The 18,409-nt window shown below is 66.9% G+C and carries 17 protein-coding genes; 5 read left to right on the forward strand and 12 right to left on the reverse strand.

The genetic code is table 11. The features are described from left to right. Positions 1-8: 8 nt before the first annotated feature. From ACGLHS_RS18820 to ACGLHS_RS18850, 7 genes are all read right to left on the reverse strand, one after another. Positions 9-914: an alpha/beta fold hydrolase gene (locus ACGLHS_RS18820; RefSeq protein WP_394482118.1), complete on the reverse strand. Its 906-nt coding sequence runs from the start codon at positions 912-914 to the stop codon at positions 9-11. 59 nt (positions 915-973) lie between these two features. Further along, complete coding sequence (locus tag ACGLHS_RS18825; protein ID WP_394482120.1) at positions 974-2,173, reverse strand: acetyl-CoA C-acyltransferase; 1,200 nt, start codon at positions 2,171-2,173, stop codon at positions 974-976. A gap of 11 nt (positions 2,174-2,184) precedes the next feature. Continuing rightward, positions 2,185-4,584, reverse strand: coding sequence for a 3-hydroxyacyl-CoA dehydrogenase/enoyl-CoA hydratase family protein (locus ACGLHS_RS18830; protein ID WP_394482122.1), 2,400 nt, complete (start codon positions 4,582-4,584; stop codon positions 2,185-2,187). A gap of 40 nt (positions 4,585-4,624) precedes the next feature. Continuing rightward, positions 4,625-5,071, reverse strand: a complete 447-nt coding sequence (locus ACGLHS_RS18835) for a DUF2147 domain-containing protein (RefSeq protein WP_394482124.1) — start codon at positions 5,069-5,071, stop codon at positions 4,625-4,627. A gap of 42 nt (positions 5,072-5,113) precedes the next feature. Continuing rightward, complete coding sequence (locus tag ACGLHS_RS18840; RefSeq protein WP_093244102.1) at positions 5,114-6,910, reverse strand: acyl-CoA dehydrogenase C-terminal domain-containing protein; 1,797 nt, start codon at positions 6,908-6,910, stop codon at positions 5,114-5,116. Positions 6,911-6,979: 69 nt separating this feature from the next. Further along, entirely contained in the window at positions 6,980-7,666 is a 687-nt protein-coding gene (locus tag ACGLHS_RS18845; protein WP_093244101.1) for a TetR/AcrR family transcriptional regulator, read from the reverse strand. Between the two features lie 173 nt (positions 7,667-7,839). Continuing rightward, a complete protein-coding gene (locus tag ACGLHS_RS18850; RefSeq protein WP_394482127.1) occupies positions 7,840-8,598 on the reverse strand; it encodes an SDR family oxidoreductase in 759 nt (252 codons plus the stop codon). Positions 8,599-8,729: 131 nt separating this feature from the next. Here ACGLHS_RS18850 and ACGLHS_RS18855 point away from each other — a divergent pair, with 131 nt between their 5' ends. Further along, a complete protein-coding gene (locus ACGLHS_RS18855) occupies positions 8,730-9,617 on the forward strand; it encodes a LysR substrate-binding domain-containing protein (RefSeq protein ID WP_394482129.1) in 888 nt (295 codons plus the stop codon). Between the two features lie 14 nt (positions 9,618-9,631). On the opposite strand, the gene ACGLHS_RS18860 is transcribed toward ACGLHS_RS18855, so the two are convergent. The 5 genes from ACGLHS_RS18860 to ACGLHS_RS18880 all read right to left on the reverse strand — a co-directional run bounded on the left by ACGLHS_RS18860 (position 9,632) and on the right by ACGLHS_RS18880 (position 13,961). Continuing rightward, positions 9,632-10,468 (reverse strand): helix-turn-helix domain-containing protein, encoded by an 837-nt coding sequence (locus ACGLHS_RS18860; protein ID WP_394482131.1) that lies wholly within the window; start codon positions 10,466-10,468, stop codon positions 9,632-9,634. Between the two features lie 46 nt (positions 10,469-10,514). Beyond that, positions 10,515-11,504, reverse strand: coding sequence for a TRAP transporter substrate-binding protein DctP (dctP, locus tag ACGLHS_RS18865; protein ID WP_394482133.1), 990 nt, complete (start codon positions 11,502-11,504; stop codon positions 10,515-10,517). A 90-nt stretch (positions 11,505-11,594) separates the two neighbouring features. Next, a complete protein-coding gene (locus tag ACGLHS_RS18870) occupies positions 11,595-12,443 on the reverse strand; it encodes a fumarylacetoacetate hydrolase family protein (protein WP_394482135.1) in 849 nt (282 codons plus the stop codon). A 40-nt stretch (positions 12,444-12,483) separates the two neighbouring features. Then, positions 12,484-13,230 carry an SDR family NAD(P)-dependent oxidoreductase gene (locus tag ACGLHS_RS18875; RefSeq protein ID WP_394482137.1) on the reverse strand — a complete coding sequence of 249 codons (747 nt, stop codon included), beginning with the start codon at positions 13,228-13,230 and terminating at the stop codon, positions 12,484-12,486. Beyond that, positions 13,227-13,961: an SDR family oxidoreductase gene (locus tag ACGLHS_RS18880; protein WP_394482139.1), complete on the reverse strand. Its 735-nt coding sequence runs from the start codon at positions 13,959-13,961 to the stop codon at positions 13,227-13,229. Before ACGLHS_RS18880 ends, ACGLHS_RS18875 begins: the two co-directional genes overlap by 4 nt. 138 nt (positions 13,962-14,099) lie before the next feature. On the opposite strand from ACGLHS_RS18880, the gene ACGLHS_RS18885 reads away from it, so the two are divergent. The 4 genes from ACGLHS_RS18885 to ACGLHS_RS18900 are packed head-to-tail and all read left to right on the forward strand — an operon-like array spanning position 14,100 to position 18,407. After that, complete coding sequence (locus ACGLHS_RS18885; protein ID WP_093244088.1) at positions 14,100-14,807, forward strand: FadR/GntR family transcriptional regulator; 708 nt, start codon at positions 14,100-14,102, stop codon at positions 14,805-14,807. A gap of 36 nt (positions 14,808-14,843) precedes the next feature. Then, positions 14,844-16,370, forward strand: coding sequence for a UxaA family hydrolase (locus ACGLHS_RS18890; protein WP_093244087.1), 1,527 nt, complete (start codon positions 14,844-14,846; stop codon positions 16,368-16,370). 33 nt (positions 16,371-16,403) lie between these two features. Then, complete coding sequence (locus ACGLHS_RS18895) at positions 16,404-17,336, forward strand: SMP-30/gluconolactonase/LRE family protein (protein ID WP_093244085.1); 933 nt, start codon at positions 16,404-16,406, stop codon at positions 17,334-17,336. Positions 17,337-17,339: 3 nt separating this feature from the next. Further along, positions 17,340-18,407 (forward strand): malate/lactate/ureidoglycolate dehydrogenase, encoded by a 1,068-nt coding sequence (locus ACGLHS_RS18900; RefSeq protein ID WP_394482142.1) that lies wholly within the window; start codon positions 17,340-17,342, stop codon positions 18,405-18,407. The last annotated feature ends 2 nt before the right edge of the window (positions 18,408-18,409 follow it).

An 18,409-nucleotide genomic window follows, 5' to 3' on the forward strand; every position in this document is an offset into this window, starting at 1 on the left:
GGCCCGCGTCACGCAGTCGTGTGCGGGACGTTGGCGTGCTGCACCGCGGTAAGCGATGCAAGCCGATGCAGCTTGTCGACCGTGCTCGGCCACAGGCTCTGGCTGAACTGTTCGCGAAAAAAGCCGAAGTGGCCGATGCGCCGCGCCTGCACGTCGGCCGGCGCGATGCGCTCCACCGCGCTCGGCGCGCCCGCATAGAAGCTCACGAGGCTTTCGGTGCCGGCGAGCGTCATGAGTTCATCGTCGGTCATCGACAGCGCGAGCACCGGAAAGCGCACGCGGCCGTAGCTCTGCAAGGCCAGTGCACCTTCGGCGCCGACGCTGTAGCGCGGGTTGAGGCACCAGCGCCGCCATTGCAGGATCACGCCGCGCGGCAGGTCGCCGATCTTCTTGAGCTTGCGGCCGGGGAAGTAGCCCCAGAGCCTGGTGGCAAGCGGCACGACCACGAACCAGAAGTAAAGAATGCTGCGCTTGAGCTTCGGCGCGTTCTCGCGCCAGTAGCCGCTGCCGGCCGCGATGCTGACGAGGCCCGCGACCTGTTCCGGGCGTTGCAGAAAGCCCGGCAGCTGCGCGCCGAGGCTGTGGCCCAGCAGGTAGAGCGGTTCATCGGGCAGCGCGGCCTTGGCGGTGTCGATCACCGCTTCGTAGTCGCGTGCCCAGTCGAACAGGTCGGCCTCGAAGCCGCGCAACGGCGCGTTGCCGCGCGAGTCTCCCGAGCCCCGGTAGTCGAAGGTCCAGACGCGCAGGCCCTGCTGCTGTGCCAGCCATTGCGCGAAGGGTTCGTAGAACGACTGGCGCACGCCCATCGCGCCACCGATGACGATGCTGGCGCGCGGCGCGGTGGTGGGCTCGTAGCGGCGCACCGCCAGTTGCTGTGCGCCACCGTCGACCGGGAGCTGTTGCTGCGTCTGCATGAAGTTGTCTCCTTCGTTGTGCCGACACTCGTTGCGGTGCCTTGCGCGCTGCCGATCGGTCAGACGCGTTCGAAGATGCCTGCTGCGCCCTGGCCCATGCCCACGCACATCGTGACCATGCCGTACTTCAGGTTCTCGCGACGCAGCGCGTGCACTACGGTAGCTGCACGGATCGCACCCGTCGCGCCGAGCGGATGGCCCAGCGCGATTGCGCCACCCATCGGGTTGACCTTCGACGGATCGAGCCCCAGCGTGTTGATGACCGCCAGCGATTGCGCGGCGAAGGCTTCGTTGAGCTCGAACCAGTCGATGTCTTCGTGCTTCAGGCCCGCATAGCGCAGCGCCGCAGGAATCGCCTCGATGGGGCCGATGCCCATGATGTGCGGCGGCACGCCCTTGCTCGCGAAGCTCACGAAGCGCGCGAGCGGCGTGAGGCCGTATTGCTTGACCGCCTTCTCGCTCGCCAGGATCAGCGCGCCCGCGCCGTCGGAGGTCTGCGAGCTGTTGCCGGCGGTGACGGTGCCGCGCGCGGCGAACACGGTGCGCAGCTTGGCCAGGCCTTCGATGCTGGTGTCGGGGCGCGCGCCTTCGTCGAGGTTGACGGTGCGCGTCTTCGCGATCGACTCGCCGGTCTCCAGGTTCGGCGTGCGGTCGGTCACTTCGATGGGTGTGATCTCGTCGGCGAACTTGCCGGCCTTCTGCGCGGCCAGAGCCTTCTGGTGCGAGGCGAGCGCGAATTCATCTTGCGCTTGACGGCTCACCTTCCATTGCTGCGCGACCTTCTCGGCCGTGAGGCCCATGCCGTAGGCAATGCCCACGTCGCCTTCGCGCTCGAAGATGGAGGGCGACAGCGAGGGCGAGTTGCCCATCATCGGCACCATGCTCATGCTTTCGACACCGGCCGCGATCATCACGTCGGCCTCGCCGACGCGGATGCGGTCAGCGGCCATCTGCACGGCAGACAGGCCCGATGCGCAGAAGCGGTTGACGGTGATGCCGCCGATGCTGGTGGGCAGGCCGGCGAGCACGGCGCCGATGCGGGCGACGTTCAGGCCTTGCTGCGATTCGGGAATCGCGCAGCCGCAGATGATGTCTTCGATGGCCTTGGGGTCGAGGCCGGGGACTGCAGCGAGTGCTGCTTTCAGCGTGGTCGCGAGCAGGTCATCGGGGCGGTAGTTGCGGAAGTAGCCGCGGTGCGACTTGCCGATGGGCGTGCGGGTGGCGGAGACGATGTAGGCGTCTTGTACTTGCTTGCTCATGAAATCTGTCCTTAGTTGCGCACTGGCTTGCCGGTGCTGAGCATCCCCATGATGCGTTCCTGCGTCTTGGGGTGCACGATGAGCGAGCAGAACGCCTTGCGTTCCAGCGTCATCAGGTATTCCTCGGTCACGAGCGAACCGGCATCCACATCGCCGCCGGTCACCACGTTCGCGATCAGGCTCGCGATGTGGAAGTCGTGCGCGCTGATGAAGCCGCCGTCGCGCATGTTCACGAGCTGGCCCTTGATCGTCGCGGCGCCGCTGCGGCCGGCCACGCGGAAGGTGCGGCGCAGCGGTGCGCGGTAGCCCGCGTCGGCCATCGCCTTCGCCTGCTGCAGCGCCACGTACAGCAGCTCGTCCTTGTTCGGCACGATCACATCGCTGTCGAGCAGGTAGCCCAGCTTCTTCGAATCGAGCGCGCCGGTGCCGACCTTCGCCATCGCCGCGGCGGTGAAGCCTTCGGTGAGGAACGGCAGCAGGTCGGTGCCCGTCGAGGCCGATGCGTTCTCGGCCGCGCGACGCGCGATGTACGTCAGGCCGCCCGCGCCGGGGATCAGGCCCACGCCCACTTCGACCAGGCCGATGTAGCTTTCCATCGCAGCCACGCGCTTGGCCGAGTACACGGCCAGTTCGCAGCCACCGCCCAGTGCCAGGCCGCGCACGGCCGACACCACCGGCACTCTGGCGTAGCGGATCTTGAGCATCACGTTCTGCAGCTCTTCTTCCGCGCCTTCGACCGCGCCGATGCCCGCGACCACGAAGGCCGGCAGCATCGCCTGCAGGTCGGCGCCGACCGAGAACATCTCGTCGGGCGACCAGATCACCAGGCCCTTGTATTCGGCTTCGGCCAAGTCGACCGCCGCACCGAGTGCCTCGGCCACGTCAGGGCTGATGGCGTGCATCTTCGAGTGGATGCTCGCGATGAGCACCTCACCGTCGAGCGTCCACACGCGCACATCGCCTTCGTCGCTGATCGTGGTGCCGGCCTTGTTGGCATCGGCAGCATTCGCGCCGAGCACGCTCTCGGGGAAGAGCTGGCGGTCGTGCACCGGCAGCCTGCGCTGCGGCACGAACTTGTTCTGCGAGGCGCTCCACGAGCCCTCGGGCGTGTGCACGCCACCCGCTTGCGCCACCGGGCCTTCGAACACCCACTTGGGCAGCGGCGCGGTGCTCAGCGCCTTGCCGGCGTTGATGTCTTCCTGAATCCACTTGGCGACCTGTGCCCAGCCGGCCTCTTGCCACAGCTCGAACGGGCCCTGCTTCATGCCGAAGCCCCAGCGCATCGCGAAGTCGATGTCGCGCGCGCTTTCGGCGATGTCGGCCAGGTGCACGGCGGCGTAATGGAAACCGTCGCGCAGGATCGCCCAGAGGAGCTGGCCCTGCGGTCCTTCGCTTTCGCGCAGCAGCTTCAGGCGTTCGCCCGCGGGCTTCTTCAGCATGCGGCCGTACACCTCGTCGGCCTTGGCACCGGCGGGCACGTAGTCGCCGCTCTTCAGGTCGAAGCGCAGGATGTCGCGGCCGACCTTCTTGAAGAAGCCGGCCTTGGTCTTCTGGCCCAGGTTGCCGAGTTCGAGCAGCTTGGCGAGCACGGGCGGCGTCGCGAAGTTGGCGTAGAACGGATCGGTCTCGGCGTTCAGGTTGTCCTGCAGCGTCTTCACGACGTGGGCCATGGTGTCCAGGCCCACCACGTCGGCGGTGCGGAAAGTGCCCGAGCTGGCGCGGCCCAGCTTCTTGCCGGTGAGGTCGTCCACCACGTCGGGCGTCAAGCCGAACTTCTCGACTTCCTTCAGCGTCGCCAGCATGCCGGCGATGCCGACGCGATTGGCGATGAAGTTAGGCGTGTCGTGCGCGCGCACCACGCCCTTGCCGAGCGTGCTGGTGACGAAGGCCTCGAGGTCGTCGAGCACCTGCGGCTGCGTGGTGGGCGTGTTGATCAGCTCCACCAGGAACATGTAGCGCGGCGGGTTGAAGAAGTGAATGCCGCAAAAGCGCGGCTTCAGTGCTTCGGGCAGCGCTTCGCTCAGTTTGGTGATCGACAGGCCCGAGGTGTTCGAGGCCAGGATCGAATGCTTGGCCACGTGCGGCGCGATCTTCTTGTACAGATCGAGCTTCCAGTCCATGCGCTCGGCAATGGCTTCGATGATGAGGTCGCACTCACCGAGCTTGGCGAGGTCGTCTTCGTAGTTGGCCTGTTCGATCAGGCCAGCGTCGGCCACGTCGCCCAGGGGTGCGGGCTTGAGCTTCTTGAGGTTGTCGATGGCGCGCGTGACGATGCCGTTCTTCGGGCCTTCTTTGGCGGCCAGGTCGAACAGCACGACGGGCACGCGCACGTTGACGAGGTGGGCCGCAATCTGCGCGCCCATCACGCCGGCGCCGAGCACGGCGACCTTCTTCACTTGAAATCGGGACATGTTGCTTGGTATTTCTTGGATTGGTTGCGCGCAGGCTTGCTTACTGCACACGGTTCCAGGTTTGGGTACGCCAGAACGGGCCAAGGTAGCCGCGCACTTCGAGCTTCTTGCCGCCATCGATGGGCGTGAAGCTCGCGCGGTATTCCTTGCCGTTCTCGGGGTCGAGGATCTTTCCGCCTTCCCAGACGTCCTTGCCTTCGGCCTTCTTGCCGCCGCGGATGATGTCCAGGCCCAGCATGGGCTTGCCCTTGCGGTCGTCGCTGCATTCATCGCAGACCGCATCGGGCTTGGCGTCCTTCTTCAACGACTTCTCGATGCGCCCGAGCAGCGCACCGTTGGTCTCGCCGATGCGGATCTCGGCCTTGACCTCGCCGGTCTTGTCGTCGACGTTGCGCCACAGCCCCACCGGGGTGCTCTGGGCCATGGCCGAAACGGCAACGACGGAGGTGGCGGCGAAAACGATGGCTGCAACGCAGGTGGCTTTCATGTTCGGCTCCGAAAGAAGATGGAAAGAAGGACGTTAGGGGCTTCAGGCCAGTGCTGCGTCGGTGTCCATCAACACCTTGCTGCCCGCGCGGGCGGTGCGCATCAGCGTCAGGGTCTCGGGGAACAGCTTGGCGAAGTAGAAGCGCGCGGTCTGCAGTTTGGCCACGTAGAACGGGTCGTTGTTGCCGGCCGCGATCTCGCGCAGCGCCACTTGCGCCATGCGTGCGAACAGGTAGCCGAACACGAAGTGGCCGGCCACGCGCAGGTAGTCGACCGCAGCGGCGCCCACTTCGTCGGGGTTCTGGAAGCCCTTGAAGCCGATCTCGGTGGTGAACTTGGTGAGCTGGTCGCCCAGCATCGCGATCGGGTTGATGAACTCGGCCATCTTCTCGTTCACGCCTTCTTCTTCGACCAGCTTGCCCACGAGCTTGCCGAACTTCTTGAGCGACGCGCCGTTGTTGCCCAGGATCTTGCGGCCCAGCAGGTCCAGCGACTGGATGGTGTTGGTGCCTTCATAGATCATGTTGATACGGTTGTCGCGCACGAACTGCTCCATGCCCCATTCCTTGATGAAGCCGTGGCCGCCGAACACCTGCATGCACGAATTGGTCGCGATGTGGCCGTTGTCGGTGATGAAGGCCTTGACGATGGGCGTGAGCAGCGCGACCAGCTCGCCGCTGTCCTTGCGCACCTTCTCGTCGGGGTGGTTGTGTTCCTTGTCGAGCAGCAGCGTGCAGAAGATCTGCAGCGCGCGGCCACCTTCGGCAAAAGCCTTGGCGGTGAGCAGCATCTTGCGCACATCGGGGTGCACGATGATCGGGTCGGCTTCCTTGTCCTTGGCCTTCACGCCCGAGAGCGAGCGCATCTGCAGGCGGTCCTTGGCGTAGGCCAGTGCGTTCTGGTAGGCCACTTCGGTCAGGCCCAGCGACTGGTTGCCCACGCCCAGGCGTGCGGCGTTCATCATCACGAACATCGCGGCCAGGCCCTTGTTGGGCTCGCCCACCATCGTGCCGGTGGCGCCTTCGATCACGATCTGCGCGGTGGCGTTGCCGTGGATGCCCATCTTGTGCTCGAGGCCGGCACAGAAGATCGGGTTGCGGCCGCCGAGCGAGCCGTCGGCCTTGACGTGGAACTTCGGCACCACGAACAGGCTGATGCCCTTGCTGCCCTTGGGCGCATCGGGCAGGCGGGCCAGCACCAGGTGAATGATGTTGTCCGTCATGTCGTGCTCGCCGGCCGAGATGAAGATCTTGTTGCCGGTGATGCGGTAGGTGCCGTCGGCCTGCGGTTCGGCCTTGGTGCGCAGCAGGCCCAGGTCGGTGCCGCAGTGCGGCTCGGTCAGGCACATGGTGCCGGTCCATTCGCCGCTCGTGAGCTTGGGCAGGTAGGTCTTCTTCTGTTCTTCGGTGCCGTGGGCGGCCAGTGCTTCGTACGCGCCGTGCGAAAGGCCGGGGTACATGGTCCAGGCCTGGTTGGCGCTGTTGAGCATTTCGAACAGGCACTGGTTGACCACGAAGGGCAGGCCCTGGCCGCCGAAGGCCGGGTCGCACGACAGCGCGGGCCAGCCGCCTTCGACGTACTTGGCGTAGGCGTCCTTGAAGCCCTTGGGCGTCTTGACCTCGTGCGTGGCCTTGTCGAGCACGCAGCCTTCTTCGTCGCCGCTGATGTTCAGCGGAAAGGTCACTTCGGCGGCGAACTTGCCGGCCTCTTCGATCACCGCGTTGATGGTGTCGGCATCGGTCTCGGCATGGGCCGGCAGCGCCTTGAGTTCCTCGGTGACGTTGAGCACTTCGTGCAGCACGAACTGCATGTCACGCACGGGTGGGTTGTAGGTAGGCATCCGGAACTCTCCTGGTCGAAGCTAGATAAAGGGAAGAAAGGAAAAAACGAAAGGGGGCGGCCCGCCCGCTCAGCGCACGGGCTTGAGTCGGCGGGCGGCAGGTGCAGCGGCCTCGGCCTTCGGGGCGTCGGGCGTGGCGCTGCGCGCAAGGATGTTGTCGAAGCCGGTGTTGGCGCGGCCGATGGAGCCGGGCACCTGCAGGAAGCGCGCCTCGTAGTGCAGCGCGAGGATCAGGCCGTGGATCTCGAACGCGACCTGGCGCTCGTCGGCGTCGGCGCGCAGGTGGCCCTCGGTCTGCGACTGCACGATGGCGCGCAGCACGGCCGCCTGCCAGATGCTGACCGACTCGACCAGCGCGTCGCGCACGGGGCCGGGGCGGTCATCGAATTCGGAAGCGCCGCTGATGTAGATGCAGCCCGAGTCGATTTCGGTCGAGGTGCGCTTCATCCAGTTGGCGAACATGGCGCGCAGCCGCGGCAGGCCGCGCGGCGCCTTGAGCGCGGGAAAGAACACTTCTTGCTCGAAGCGTGCGTGATACTCGCGCACCACCGAGATCTGCAGTTCCTCGCGCGAGCCGAAGTGGGCGAAGACGCCCGACTTGCTCATCTTGGTGATTTCGGCCACCGCGCCGATCGACAGGCCTTCGAGCCCGATCTGTGCGGCCAACGCCAGTGCGGCGTCGACGATCACGGCCTTGGTCTGCTGGCCCTTCTGGGCAGCCCGGGCTGGCTTGGCGGAAACGGCTGTGGCGGTCATCGTGGAATTCCCAGACAAAAACGAACGGTCGTTCTATTTTGCAGGGGCTTTGCACTTTTGGCTGCCAAAGTCCTTCAGTTATAGAAGGTTAATTTGAAGCAAATGTGAAGCGAGCGCCGTGCACGCGAGGTGCAGGCGCTCTTGCTTCCGGGCCGTCGCCGGCCCTGTTCCGATCAGAACTCCTGCGACACCGGTCGCAGCACCACTTCGTTGATGTCCACGTTCGCCGGCTGCTCGACCGCGTAGACGATGGCACGCGCCACCGAGTCGGCCGGAATCTGGTTGGCGTCATAGAAGGCCTTCACGCCGGCCGCGCTCTCGGCATCGCTGCTGCCGAACTTCAGCTCCGAATCGACCGCGCCGGGAGAAACGATGGTCACGCGCACGCCGCTGTTGCCCACTTCCACGCGCAGCCCTTCGGAGATGGCGCGCACCGCGTGCTTGGTCGCGCTGTAGACCGTGCCGATGGGCGTGAACACCTTCAGCCCGGCAATCGACGCCACATTGACGATGTGCCCGCTGCCTTGCGCCTGCATGCGCGGCAGCACCGCGGCGATGCCATAGAGCACGCCCTTGATGTTGACGTCGATGGTGCGGTCCCACTCGTCGACCTTGAGCTTGTCGATGGGCGACAGCGGCATCACGCCCGCGTTGTTGACCAGCACGTCGATGCGGCCGAAGGCCTCGACGGTGGCTGCGGCGAGTTTCTCGAGGTCGGCGCGCTTCGCGACGTCGGTGGCCACGGCAATGGCCTCGCCACCAGCCTCGCGGATCTCGGCGACGACCTTGTCGAGCCGGTCGGTGCGGCGCGCTGCCAGCACCACCTTCGCACCGCGTGCGGCCAGGTGGCGTGCGGTCGATTCGCCGAGGCCGCTGCTCGCGCCGGTGACGATGGCGACCTTGCCCTTGATGTTGTCTTGAACGGATGTCATGGGATTTCCTTTGGCGATGTGTTGAAGAAGTGCATGCAGTGTGGAAAATCCACGCGTTCCCGTAAATGAAACTCTGACGACTTCAGAATTCGCCATTCAGGAACACTCGCACTCTTGAGAAAGTCGCCACCATGTCCAACCGCCTCGAAGCCCTGCGCGTGTTCTGCGCCGCCGCCGATGCCGCCAACTTCCGCGAAGCGGCCGCCAGGCTGTCGGTGTCGCCCCAGGTCGTGACGCGCGCGGTGCGCGAGCTGGAAGAAGAGCTAGGCGAGCCGCTGTTTCACCGCAGCACGCGCGGCGTGCAGCTCACGGACTTCGGGCTGCAACTGGCGGAACGCGCGCGGGTGGCGGTGGTCGGCGTCGACGATCTTTTTCACCGCACCGACCGGCGCGCGCTGTCGCAGCATGCGGGCACGGTGCGGGTCACGGCCCCGGGCATCTTCGGGCGGCGCTTCATTCCGCAGGCGCTGGCGCCGATGCTGGCCGCGCACCCCGGCCTCACGCTGGACCTGCGCGTGGCCGAAGAGCACACCGACGTGGTCGGCCAGCAGATCGACATCGGCGTGCGCGTGGGCCCGCTGCGCGATTCGCGCTTCGTGGCACGGCCGGTGGGCAAGATGGCGCTGCACGTGGTGGGCGCGCCGGAGCTCATCGCGCGCACGGGCGTGCCGAAGAACCTCGATGCGCTGGCGACGATGCCGCTCACTTCGCTGATCAACCGCAAGTCGCGACGGCCCTGGCCCTGGGTCTTCAGCAAGTCGCGGCAGGTGCCTGTGACTTCGCCCGCCTTCATCACCGACGACTACGACGCCGAATGCGCCGCCGTGCTCGCCGGGCTGGGCTTCGGCCAGCTCATTGCGCCGCTGGTCGAGCCATGGTTGCCGTCGGGTGCGCTGGTACCGGTGCTGGAAGCCGATGCGCCGGAGCCGTGGCCGATCTATGTCTATCGCGCGCAGCGTGCGCCGGTGCCTGCGCGCGTGCGGCTGGTGTATGACGAGCTGGTCCGCGTGCTGGGCTGAATGCGCTGTGGCGGCTACTGCGGGCGCTGCGCCCGCTGCCACGCGCCGGGCGTGAAGCCGAACTGGCGCGCGAAGATGCGCGTCATGTGGCTCTGGTCGGCAAAGCCGCTGTCGGTGGCAGCATGCGCAAGGCTCGTGCCCTGGCGGATCAGCTTGCGTGCCCGCTCGGCGCGCTGCAGCACGAGCCATGCATGGGGCGGCACGCCATAGCTTTTCTCGAAGCGGCGCAGCAACTGGTATTTGCTCAGGCCGGTCATCACCGCCATGTCGGCCAGCGTGGGCGGACTGAACAGGTCGTCAGCCAGCCGTTCGCGCACCTGCCGCATATCGGCCGCCGCTTCGCTGCCGGCTGAGGCGGTGGCATGGCCATCGAGTAGCAGGCCGCAGACCTCGACCAGCGATTCTTCGCAGGCCAGCGACTCCACGCTGTTCAGCACGGGTGCGGCGTGCCAGTCGTCGAGGCGGGTGAAGAGGCGCCGCAGCGTGTCGCCGAGCCGCGCATCGCGGATCACGGGCCGCGTGAGTTCCACGTCGATGCCGTCGTCCACATCGCCCTTCATGCCGGCGATGACGACCGGGTCCAGGTACACCATGCGCCAGCGGCGCGAGGGGCCGCCCAGCGGCTGGCCGTCATGCACCTCGCCCGGGTTGGTCGTGATCAGGTCGCCGGCATAGGCGTCGACCTTGCCGCGTCCGCTGGCCGAGCGCTGGGCGCCGTGCTCCAGCAGGCCCAGGCCGTAGGTCGCATGCCAGTGCCGACCGTAATGCAGCGCGCTGTCGATCGACGTGCCATACACGCCGCCCCAGGGAGAGGCGAAGACATGGCTGCGATGGGGCGAAGGGGCCTGCATGCGAGGGATGATCGCAGACAGGCGGGGCCGCGTGTGTTTCAGGGCGTCAGTGCGCGCCGGCCTTCACGAGGTCGCGGATCTTCTCGTAGTCGCCGGGCCGCGCCTGCAGATCGGCCGGCGACACCGCCTTCAGTGCCGCCTCGACGAAGGCTTGGCGGTCGGGGCGGATCACCTTGATGCCGGTCTCGCCGAGCTTGCCTTCGGCCACGAGTTCGCGCGCGATGATCTGCACGCTGGCCCACACGGCGTCCTTGCGGATGATGTCGTTCACGATGGTCCGGTCGCCCGCGTTCATGCGCTGCAAGGCAGCGGGCGAGATCACGATGCCGAGCATGTCGTACATGTGGCCGGTGAGCGTCACGCTCTTTTGCACCTCGTAGAACTTCTTGGCCAGGATCGTGGGCAACGGGTTTTCCTGCGCATCGATCTCGCCGCTCTTGAGCGCGTCGTACACCTTGGCGAACGGCATCGGCGTGGCGGTGGCGCCCATGCTCTTGGCAAAGAGCTTGTAGGTGGGCGCATCGGGCACGCGCAGCTTCAGGCCCAGCATGTCCTTGGGCGAGGTGATCGGTTTGTTCGAGGTGACATGGCGCGCGCCGTAGTAGATGGCCGCCATCAGGTGGTTGCGGCTTTGCGCCTCATAGCCCTTGCGCAGCTCGTCGAACACCGGGCTGACGAGAAAGCGCCGCACGTGATCGGGGTCGGAGAACAGGAAGGGAAAGCCCACCACGCCCAGCGGCGCATAGTCGCGCGCCAGCACGTTGAGGCCGATGTAGGCCATGTCGATCTCGCCCGCCGCCAGCTTCTTGCTGTAGTCGGCCTCGCCACCGAGCGCGCTGGCCGGATAGAGCTCGATCTCGACGCGGCCTGCGGTGGCCGTCTTGATCTTCTGCGCCATCGCCTGGGCCTGCGTATGGAAAGGCTCGCTGGTCTCGTAGCCGTGCGCCCATTTGAGGACGACGGGCTGCTGTGTCTGCGCGGGCGCACCCGCGATCAACCCGGCGCCCAGCAGGAGCGCCGCGAAAAATTTCTTCATCGATTTGTCCCCACCACTGTTATTGAAATTCTTCTGGAGGGTCGCGGCGCCCTTCATGCCGAAGGACGCCGCGCCATCATCGCGCGCCGGTCAGAGCTTGAAGGGAACCACTTCCTGGCGCTGCTCGCCCAGGCCTTCGATGCCCAGCGTCATCACGTCGCCCTTCTTCAGGAACAACGGCGGCTTCATGCCCATGCCGACGCCGGGTGGCGTGCCGGTGGTGATGACGTCGCCCGGCATCAGCGTCATGAACTGGCTCACGTAGCTGACGATCTTGGCCACGCTGAAGATCATGGTCTTGGTGCTGCCGGTCTGCACGCGCTTGCCGTTCAGGTCGAGCCACATCGCGAGCTTCTGCGGGTTGGGCACTTCGTCGCGCGTCACCAGCCAGGGGCCGAGCGGGCCGAAGGTGTCGCAACCCTTGCCCTTGTCCCATGTGCCGCCGCGCTCGATCTGGTATTCGCGCTCGCTGATGTCGTTGATGGTGCAGTAGCCGGCCACGTAGTCGAGTGCGCTCTTTTGCGACACGTAGCGTGCGCGCGTGCCGATGACCACGCCGAGCTCGACTTCCCAGTCGGTCTTGACCGAGCCCTTGGGCAGCATCACCGGATCGTTCGGACCCTGGATGCAGCTCGTGGCCTTGGTGAACACCACAGGCTCCTTGGGCACCGGCAGGCCAGACTCGGCCGCGTGGTCCGCGTAGTTCAGGCCGATGGCGATGAACTTGCCGACGTTGGCCACGGGGCTGCCGAAGCGCGGCTTGCCCTTGACCAACGGCAGCTTGTCGACCTTCGATTTGCGCAGCTTGGCAAGGGCAGCGTCGCCGAGCTGATCGGGGCCGATGTCCTTGATGACCGCGCTCAGGTCGCGCAGCTGGCCGTTGTCATCGATGAGGCCGGGCTTTTCCTTGCCGGGATTGCCATAGCGGACGAGTTTCATGCTTTCCTTTCAGTGCATTGAATTGGATTGGATTGGACTATCAGTAGGTGGAGCGGCCACCCGAGAGATCGAACACGGCGCCGGTGGAGAAGGAGCAGTCTTCGGTGCAGAGCCAGCCGACCATCGCGGCCACCTCTTCCGCCGTGCCGAAGCGGCCCATCGGAATCTTCGAGAGCATGAAGGCAATGTGCTCGGGCGTCATCTGATCGAAGATGGCCGTCTTCACCGCCGCGGGCGTCACGCAGTTCACGCGGATGCCGGTGTCGGCCAGTTCCTTGCCGAGCGACTTGGTGATGCCGATGACGGCCGCCTTGCTGGCGCTGTAGGCGCTGGCGTTGGGGTTGCCGTCTTTGCCTGCAACGGAGGCGATGTTGACGATGCGGCCGTAGCCCTGCTTGCGCATCTGCGCGACCACCTCGCGGCAGCACAGGAACACGCCGTTGATGTTGACGTCCATCACCTGGCGCCAGTCGTCCACCGGGTAGTCCCACAGCTTGGCGTTCGGGCCGGTGATGCCGGCGCTGTTGACCAGCGCATCGATGCGCGACGCATGCGCCAGCGTGGCGGCCACGGCCTTGGCAACCGAGGGCTGCTGCGACACGTCGACCTTCAACGCGAAGGCCTTGTCGCCGAGCGATTGCGCGGCCTGATTGGCGGCGGCTTCGTCGCGGTCCCACAGCGTGACGCTGCCGCCCGAGGCCACCAGCCGCTGCGCGATGCCAAAGCCCAGGCCCGTGGCGCCACCGGTGACGACCGCATGGCGGCCCGCGAAGTCGAGCTGGTTCATATGGTGATTCCGCCGTCGACGGTGAAGTACTGGCCGGTCGCGAAGATCGATTCGTCGCTGGCGAGGAACACCACGACCGGCGCGATCTCTTCGGCCTGTGCAAGCCGGCCCATCGGCTGGCGTGCGATGAAGGCCTTGCGGGCTTCCTCGGGGTCGGCGTTCGCGTTGATGCGATCACCCAGCGAGGGCGTATCGACCGTGCCCGGGCACACCGCATTGCAGCGGATGCCCTTCGTCACATAGTCGGCGGCCACGCTCTTGGTGAGCCCGAGCACCGCCGCCTTGGTGGTGCCGTAGACAAAGCGGTTGGGCAGCCCCTTCATGCTGGAGCACACACTCGCCATGTTGATGATGCTGCCGCGCCCGGCCGCCAGCATGCCGGGCAGCACGGCCTGGATGGTCCACATCTGGGCGCGCACGTTGAGACTGAAGGCGAACATCAGGTCGTCGTCGCTGGCCTGCTCGATGGTGCCGTTGTGCACCACGCCCGCGCAGTTGAAGAGCACGTCGAGCGTGGGCAACTGCGCCACCAGCGCGCCGATGGCGGCCTTGTCGAGCACGTCGAGCTTGAGCGCCGTGACGTTGGCCACGCCCGCATAGCGTTCGAGCAGCTTCTCGTTGACGTCGGTGGCCCAGACGCGCGCGCCTTCGGCCGCAAGGGCCAGCACGCTGGCATGGCCGATGCCCTGACCGGCGGCGGTGACCAGCGCGGTTTTTCCCTTCAGTCTCATCGTGTCTCCTGCATGCGAACGGGCCTGGCGGCCGGCGAATTCGGGTTTGGCCCAATGGGTGGCGCGGGCGGTGTATCGTATTCTGAATTGGCCTTACCACTTGTCCAATTCAGGACAACCCTTAACCCCTTCGACCTCGTGCCGCTCCAGACCGTAGAACCCCAGCGCCTTTATCGCCAGATCGCCGACCAGCTCCGGGGCCTCATCGGCAAGGGCGAGTTCGATGTCGGCGCGCGCATTCCCGCCGAGCGCGACCTCGCCAAGCAGCTGGGCGTGAGCCGGCCATCGGTGCGCGAGGCGCTGATCGCGCTGGAGGTGGAAGGCTGGGTCGAGATCCGCACCGGCTCGGGCGTGTACGTGCTCGATCGTTCGCACCGCACCAGCACGCCCGCGAGCGGTGCCGAGTGGGGTCCGCTCGAGATCATCCGGGCGCGCCGCATGGTGGAAGGCGAGACCGCCGCCACCGCCGCGCAGCACGGCAAGCGCAAGGACGTGGACGCCATGCGCCGCGCGATCCAGATGATGCGGGAGCTGGCCGCGCGCAACGAGGTGCCGCACGAGGGCGACCGAGCCTTTCACCTGGCCATCGTCAACGCCTGCGGCAACGTGGTGCTGACCGAAACCGTGCAGGCCTTCTGGGAGTCGCGGCAGGGCCCGATCTTCGCCCGGATGATCGATTACTTCGAGACCATGGACTCGTGGCAGGCGGCCATCGGCGAGCACGAGGCCATCCTCGCCGCCATCGCCGCGCGCGACCCCGCGGCGGCGCGCGAGGCCATGCACCAGCACATGGACAAGTTCCACCAGCGATTCAGCGCAAGCTGGCGCCGCACCAAAGCCTCCTGAAAAAACACGCCAGCAGATAGCCAGCAGATTCCCACCATGACTCCCTACATCAGACTCCACCCCGCCGATGACGTCGTCATCGCGCGCGCCCAGCTGCTCGGCGGCACCACTGTCGAGAACGTCGCCGTGCGCGGCCTGATCCCGCCGGGCCACAAGATCGCGATGCGCGCCATCGCGCAGGGCGAGCCGGTGCGCCGCTACAACCAGATCATCGGTTTCGCGAGCAAGCCCATCGCCGCCGGCGAGCACGTGCACACGCAGAACCTCGACATGGGCCCCGACAAGGGCGACTTCGACCGCGACTACGCCTTCGGCGCCGACGTGAAGCCCGCGCCCACGAAACGCGAAGCCACCTTCATGGGCATCAAGCGCGCCGATGGCCGCGTGGCCACGCGCAACTACATCGGCGTGCTGACCAGCGTGAACTGCTCGGCCACGGCCGCACGCGCGATTGCCGACCACTTCTCGCGCAAGACCAACCCGCAGGCGCTCGCGGCGTTCCCGAACGTCGATGGCGTGATCGCGCTCACGCACGGCACCGGCTGCGGCATGGACACGCAGGGCATGGGCATGCAGATCCTGGAGCGCACGCTCACGGGTTACGCCACGCACCCGAACTTCGCGGGCGTGCTGGTGGTCGGGCTCGGCTGCGAGGCCAACCAGATCAATGCCTGGCTCGCGACCGGCCACCTGGCAGAGGGCGAGAACTTCCGCACCTTCAACATCCAGGACACGGGCGGCACGCGCAAGACGGTCGAGAAGGGCGTGGCGCTCATCAACGAGATGCTGCCGCGCGCCAACGCGGTCAAGCGCGAGCCCTGCAGCGCAGCGCACATCACCATCGGGCTGCAATGCGGCGGCTCCGACGGTTACTCGGGCATCAGCGCCAACCCGGCACTGGGCGCGGCAGTCGACCTGCTGGTAGCGCATGGCGGCACGGCCATCCTGAGCGAAACGCCCGAGGTGTACGGCGCCGAGCACCTGCTGACGCGCCGCGCGGTCAAGCGCGAGGTCGGCCAGAAGCTGGTGGACCGCATCAAGTGGTGGGAGCACTACACCGCCATCAACGAAGGCGAGATGAACAACAACCCCTCGCCCGGCAACAAGGCGGGCGGGCTCACCACCATCCTCGAAAAATCGCTGGGCGCGGTCGCGAAAGGCGGCACCAGCAACCTCGAAGCGGTGTACGAATACGCCGAGCCCGTGACGGCGCATGGCTTCGTCTACATGGACACGCCGGGCTACGACCCGGTGAGCGCCACGGGCCAGGTGGCCGGCGGCGCCAACCTCATCTGCTTCACCACCGGGCGTGGCTCGGCTTACGGCTGCGCGCCCTCGCCTTCGCTCAAGCTCGCGACCAACTCGGCGCTGTGGCAGCGGCAGGAAGAAGACATGGACATCAACTGCGGCGAGATCGTCGACGGCACGGCCTCCATCCAGGAGATGGGCCAGCGCATCTTCGAGATGGTGCTCGCCACGGCGTCCGGCGCGCACTCCAAGAGCGAGCAGCACGGCTACGGGCAGAACGAGTTCGTGCCCTGGCAGGTCGGCGCGGTGATGTGAACTGACGCGAACCCATCGACGACAAGGAACGGCATGGCCACCCTCCCCTTCGGTTTTCTGGACGGCACCGGCTTCGAGCACCTGGACCCTCGCTTCAAGCCCTGCATTCCCGGCCCCGAGCGCGTGCAGCGCCTGTGGACCGGCGCGCGCTGGTGCGAAGGCCCGGCGTGGTTTGCCGCGCACCGCACCCTGGTGTGGTCGGACATTCCAAACAACCGCATGCTGCGCTACGACGAGGTCAATGGCACGGTCGGCATCTTCCGCGAGCCGGCCAACAACGCGAACGGCCACACGGTCGACCGCGAAGGCCGCCTCGTGAGCTGCGAGCACCTGACGCGCCGCGTGACGCGCACCGAGCACGACGGCTCGATCACCGTGCTGGCCGCGCACTGGCAGGGCAAGCGCCTGAATTCACCCAACGACGTGGTGGTGCATTCGGACGGCGGCGTGTGGTTCACCGACCCGAGCTACGGCATCCTCTCGGACTACGAGGGCCTGCGCGCCGACAGCGAGATCGGCGCCTGCCACGTCTATCGCATCGACCCGGCCAGCGGCGAGGTCGCGCGCATGACCGACGACTTCGTCAAGCCCAACGGGCTGGCGTTCTCGCCCGACGAATCGCTGCTCTACATCGCCGACACGGGCGCGAGCCATGCGGCGGACGGGCCACGGCACATCCGCCGCTTCAAGGTCGGCGCCGACGGCCGCAGCTTGAGCGGCGGCGAGGTGTTCGCCGAATGCACCAACGGCCTGTTCGACGGCTTCCGCCTGGACACCGAAGGCCGCATCTGGACCAGCGCCGCCGACGGCGTGCACGCCTACCACCCCGACGGCACGCTGCTCGGAAAGATCCTGCTGCCCGAACGCGTGGCCAATGTCTGCTTCGGCGGGCCCAAGCGCAACCGGCTTTTCATCTGCGCGACGACGTCGCTGTACGCCATCACACTGAACGCGAAGGGAGTCTGACTCATGCCTCACACACTGCCGGCCGACGGCTTGCAAGCCACCGTCACCCGCATCCTCGAAGCCGCGGGCAGCCACCCTGCCGAGGCACAGCAGGTTGCCGCCAACCTGGTGCTGGCCAACCTGAGCGGCCATGACTCGCACGGCGTGGGCATGCTGCCGCGCTACGTCGATGCGGTGGCCGAAGGCGGGCTGAAGCCGAACACCGGCGTGCGGGTCAACCTGGACATCGGCACGATGATGGGCCTCGACGGCCAGCACGGCTATGGACAGGTCGTCGGCGTGCAGGCGATGGAACTCGGCATTGCGCGCGCGAAGCAGCACGGCAGCTGCATCTTCACGCTCGCGAATGCGCACCACCTGGGGCGCATCGGGCACTTCGCCGAGATGGCGACCGCGCAGGGGCTGGTGTCGATGCACTTCGTGAATGTGCTGTCGCGGCCGGTGGTGGCGCCCTGGGGCGGTGGCGACGGACGCTTCGGCACCAACCCGTGTTGCATCGGCATCCCGCTGGCGGGCGCCGAGCCCTTCGTGCTCGACTACGCCACCAGCCGCGTGGCGCAGGGCAAGATGCGCGTGGCCCACAACAAGGGCGAGCGCGTGCCCGATGGCTACCTGATCGACGAGAAGGGCGCGCCCACCAACGACCCCGGCGTGGTCGTGGTGCCGCAAGGCAACGGCCTCTTCGGCGCGCTCATGACCTTCGGCGAGCACAAGGGCTATGGCATGGCCGTGGTGTGCGAACTGCTCGGCGGCGCGCTCACCGGCGGCGGCACCTGGCACCGGCCGGCGGACACCTCGCGCACCATCCTCAACGGCATGCTGACGGTGCTGATCGATCCGCAGCGGCTGGGCACGCAGGCCAGCTTCGACAGCGAGGCGCATGCCTTCATCGACTGGCTGCGCCAGAGCCCCGCGGGGCAAGGCTTCGACGACGTGCAGATTGCCGGCGAGCCCGAGCGCAAGGCGCGCGCCACGCGCCAGCGCGACGGCATCTGGGTCGACGATGCGACGTGGGGTGAGATCGTCGCGGCGGGCGCGAAAGTGGGCGTGGCGGTCGCGGCCGACGCATAAAG

Origin of the sequence: Variovorax sp. VaC1, from assembly GCF_043658315.1 — a bacterium.
Lineage (GTDB): Bacteria > Pseudomonadota > Gammaproteobacteria > Burkholderiales > Burkholderiaceae_C > Variovorax.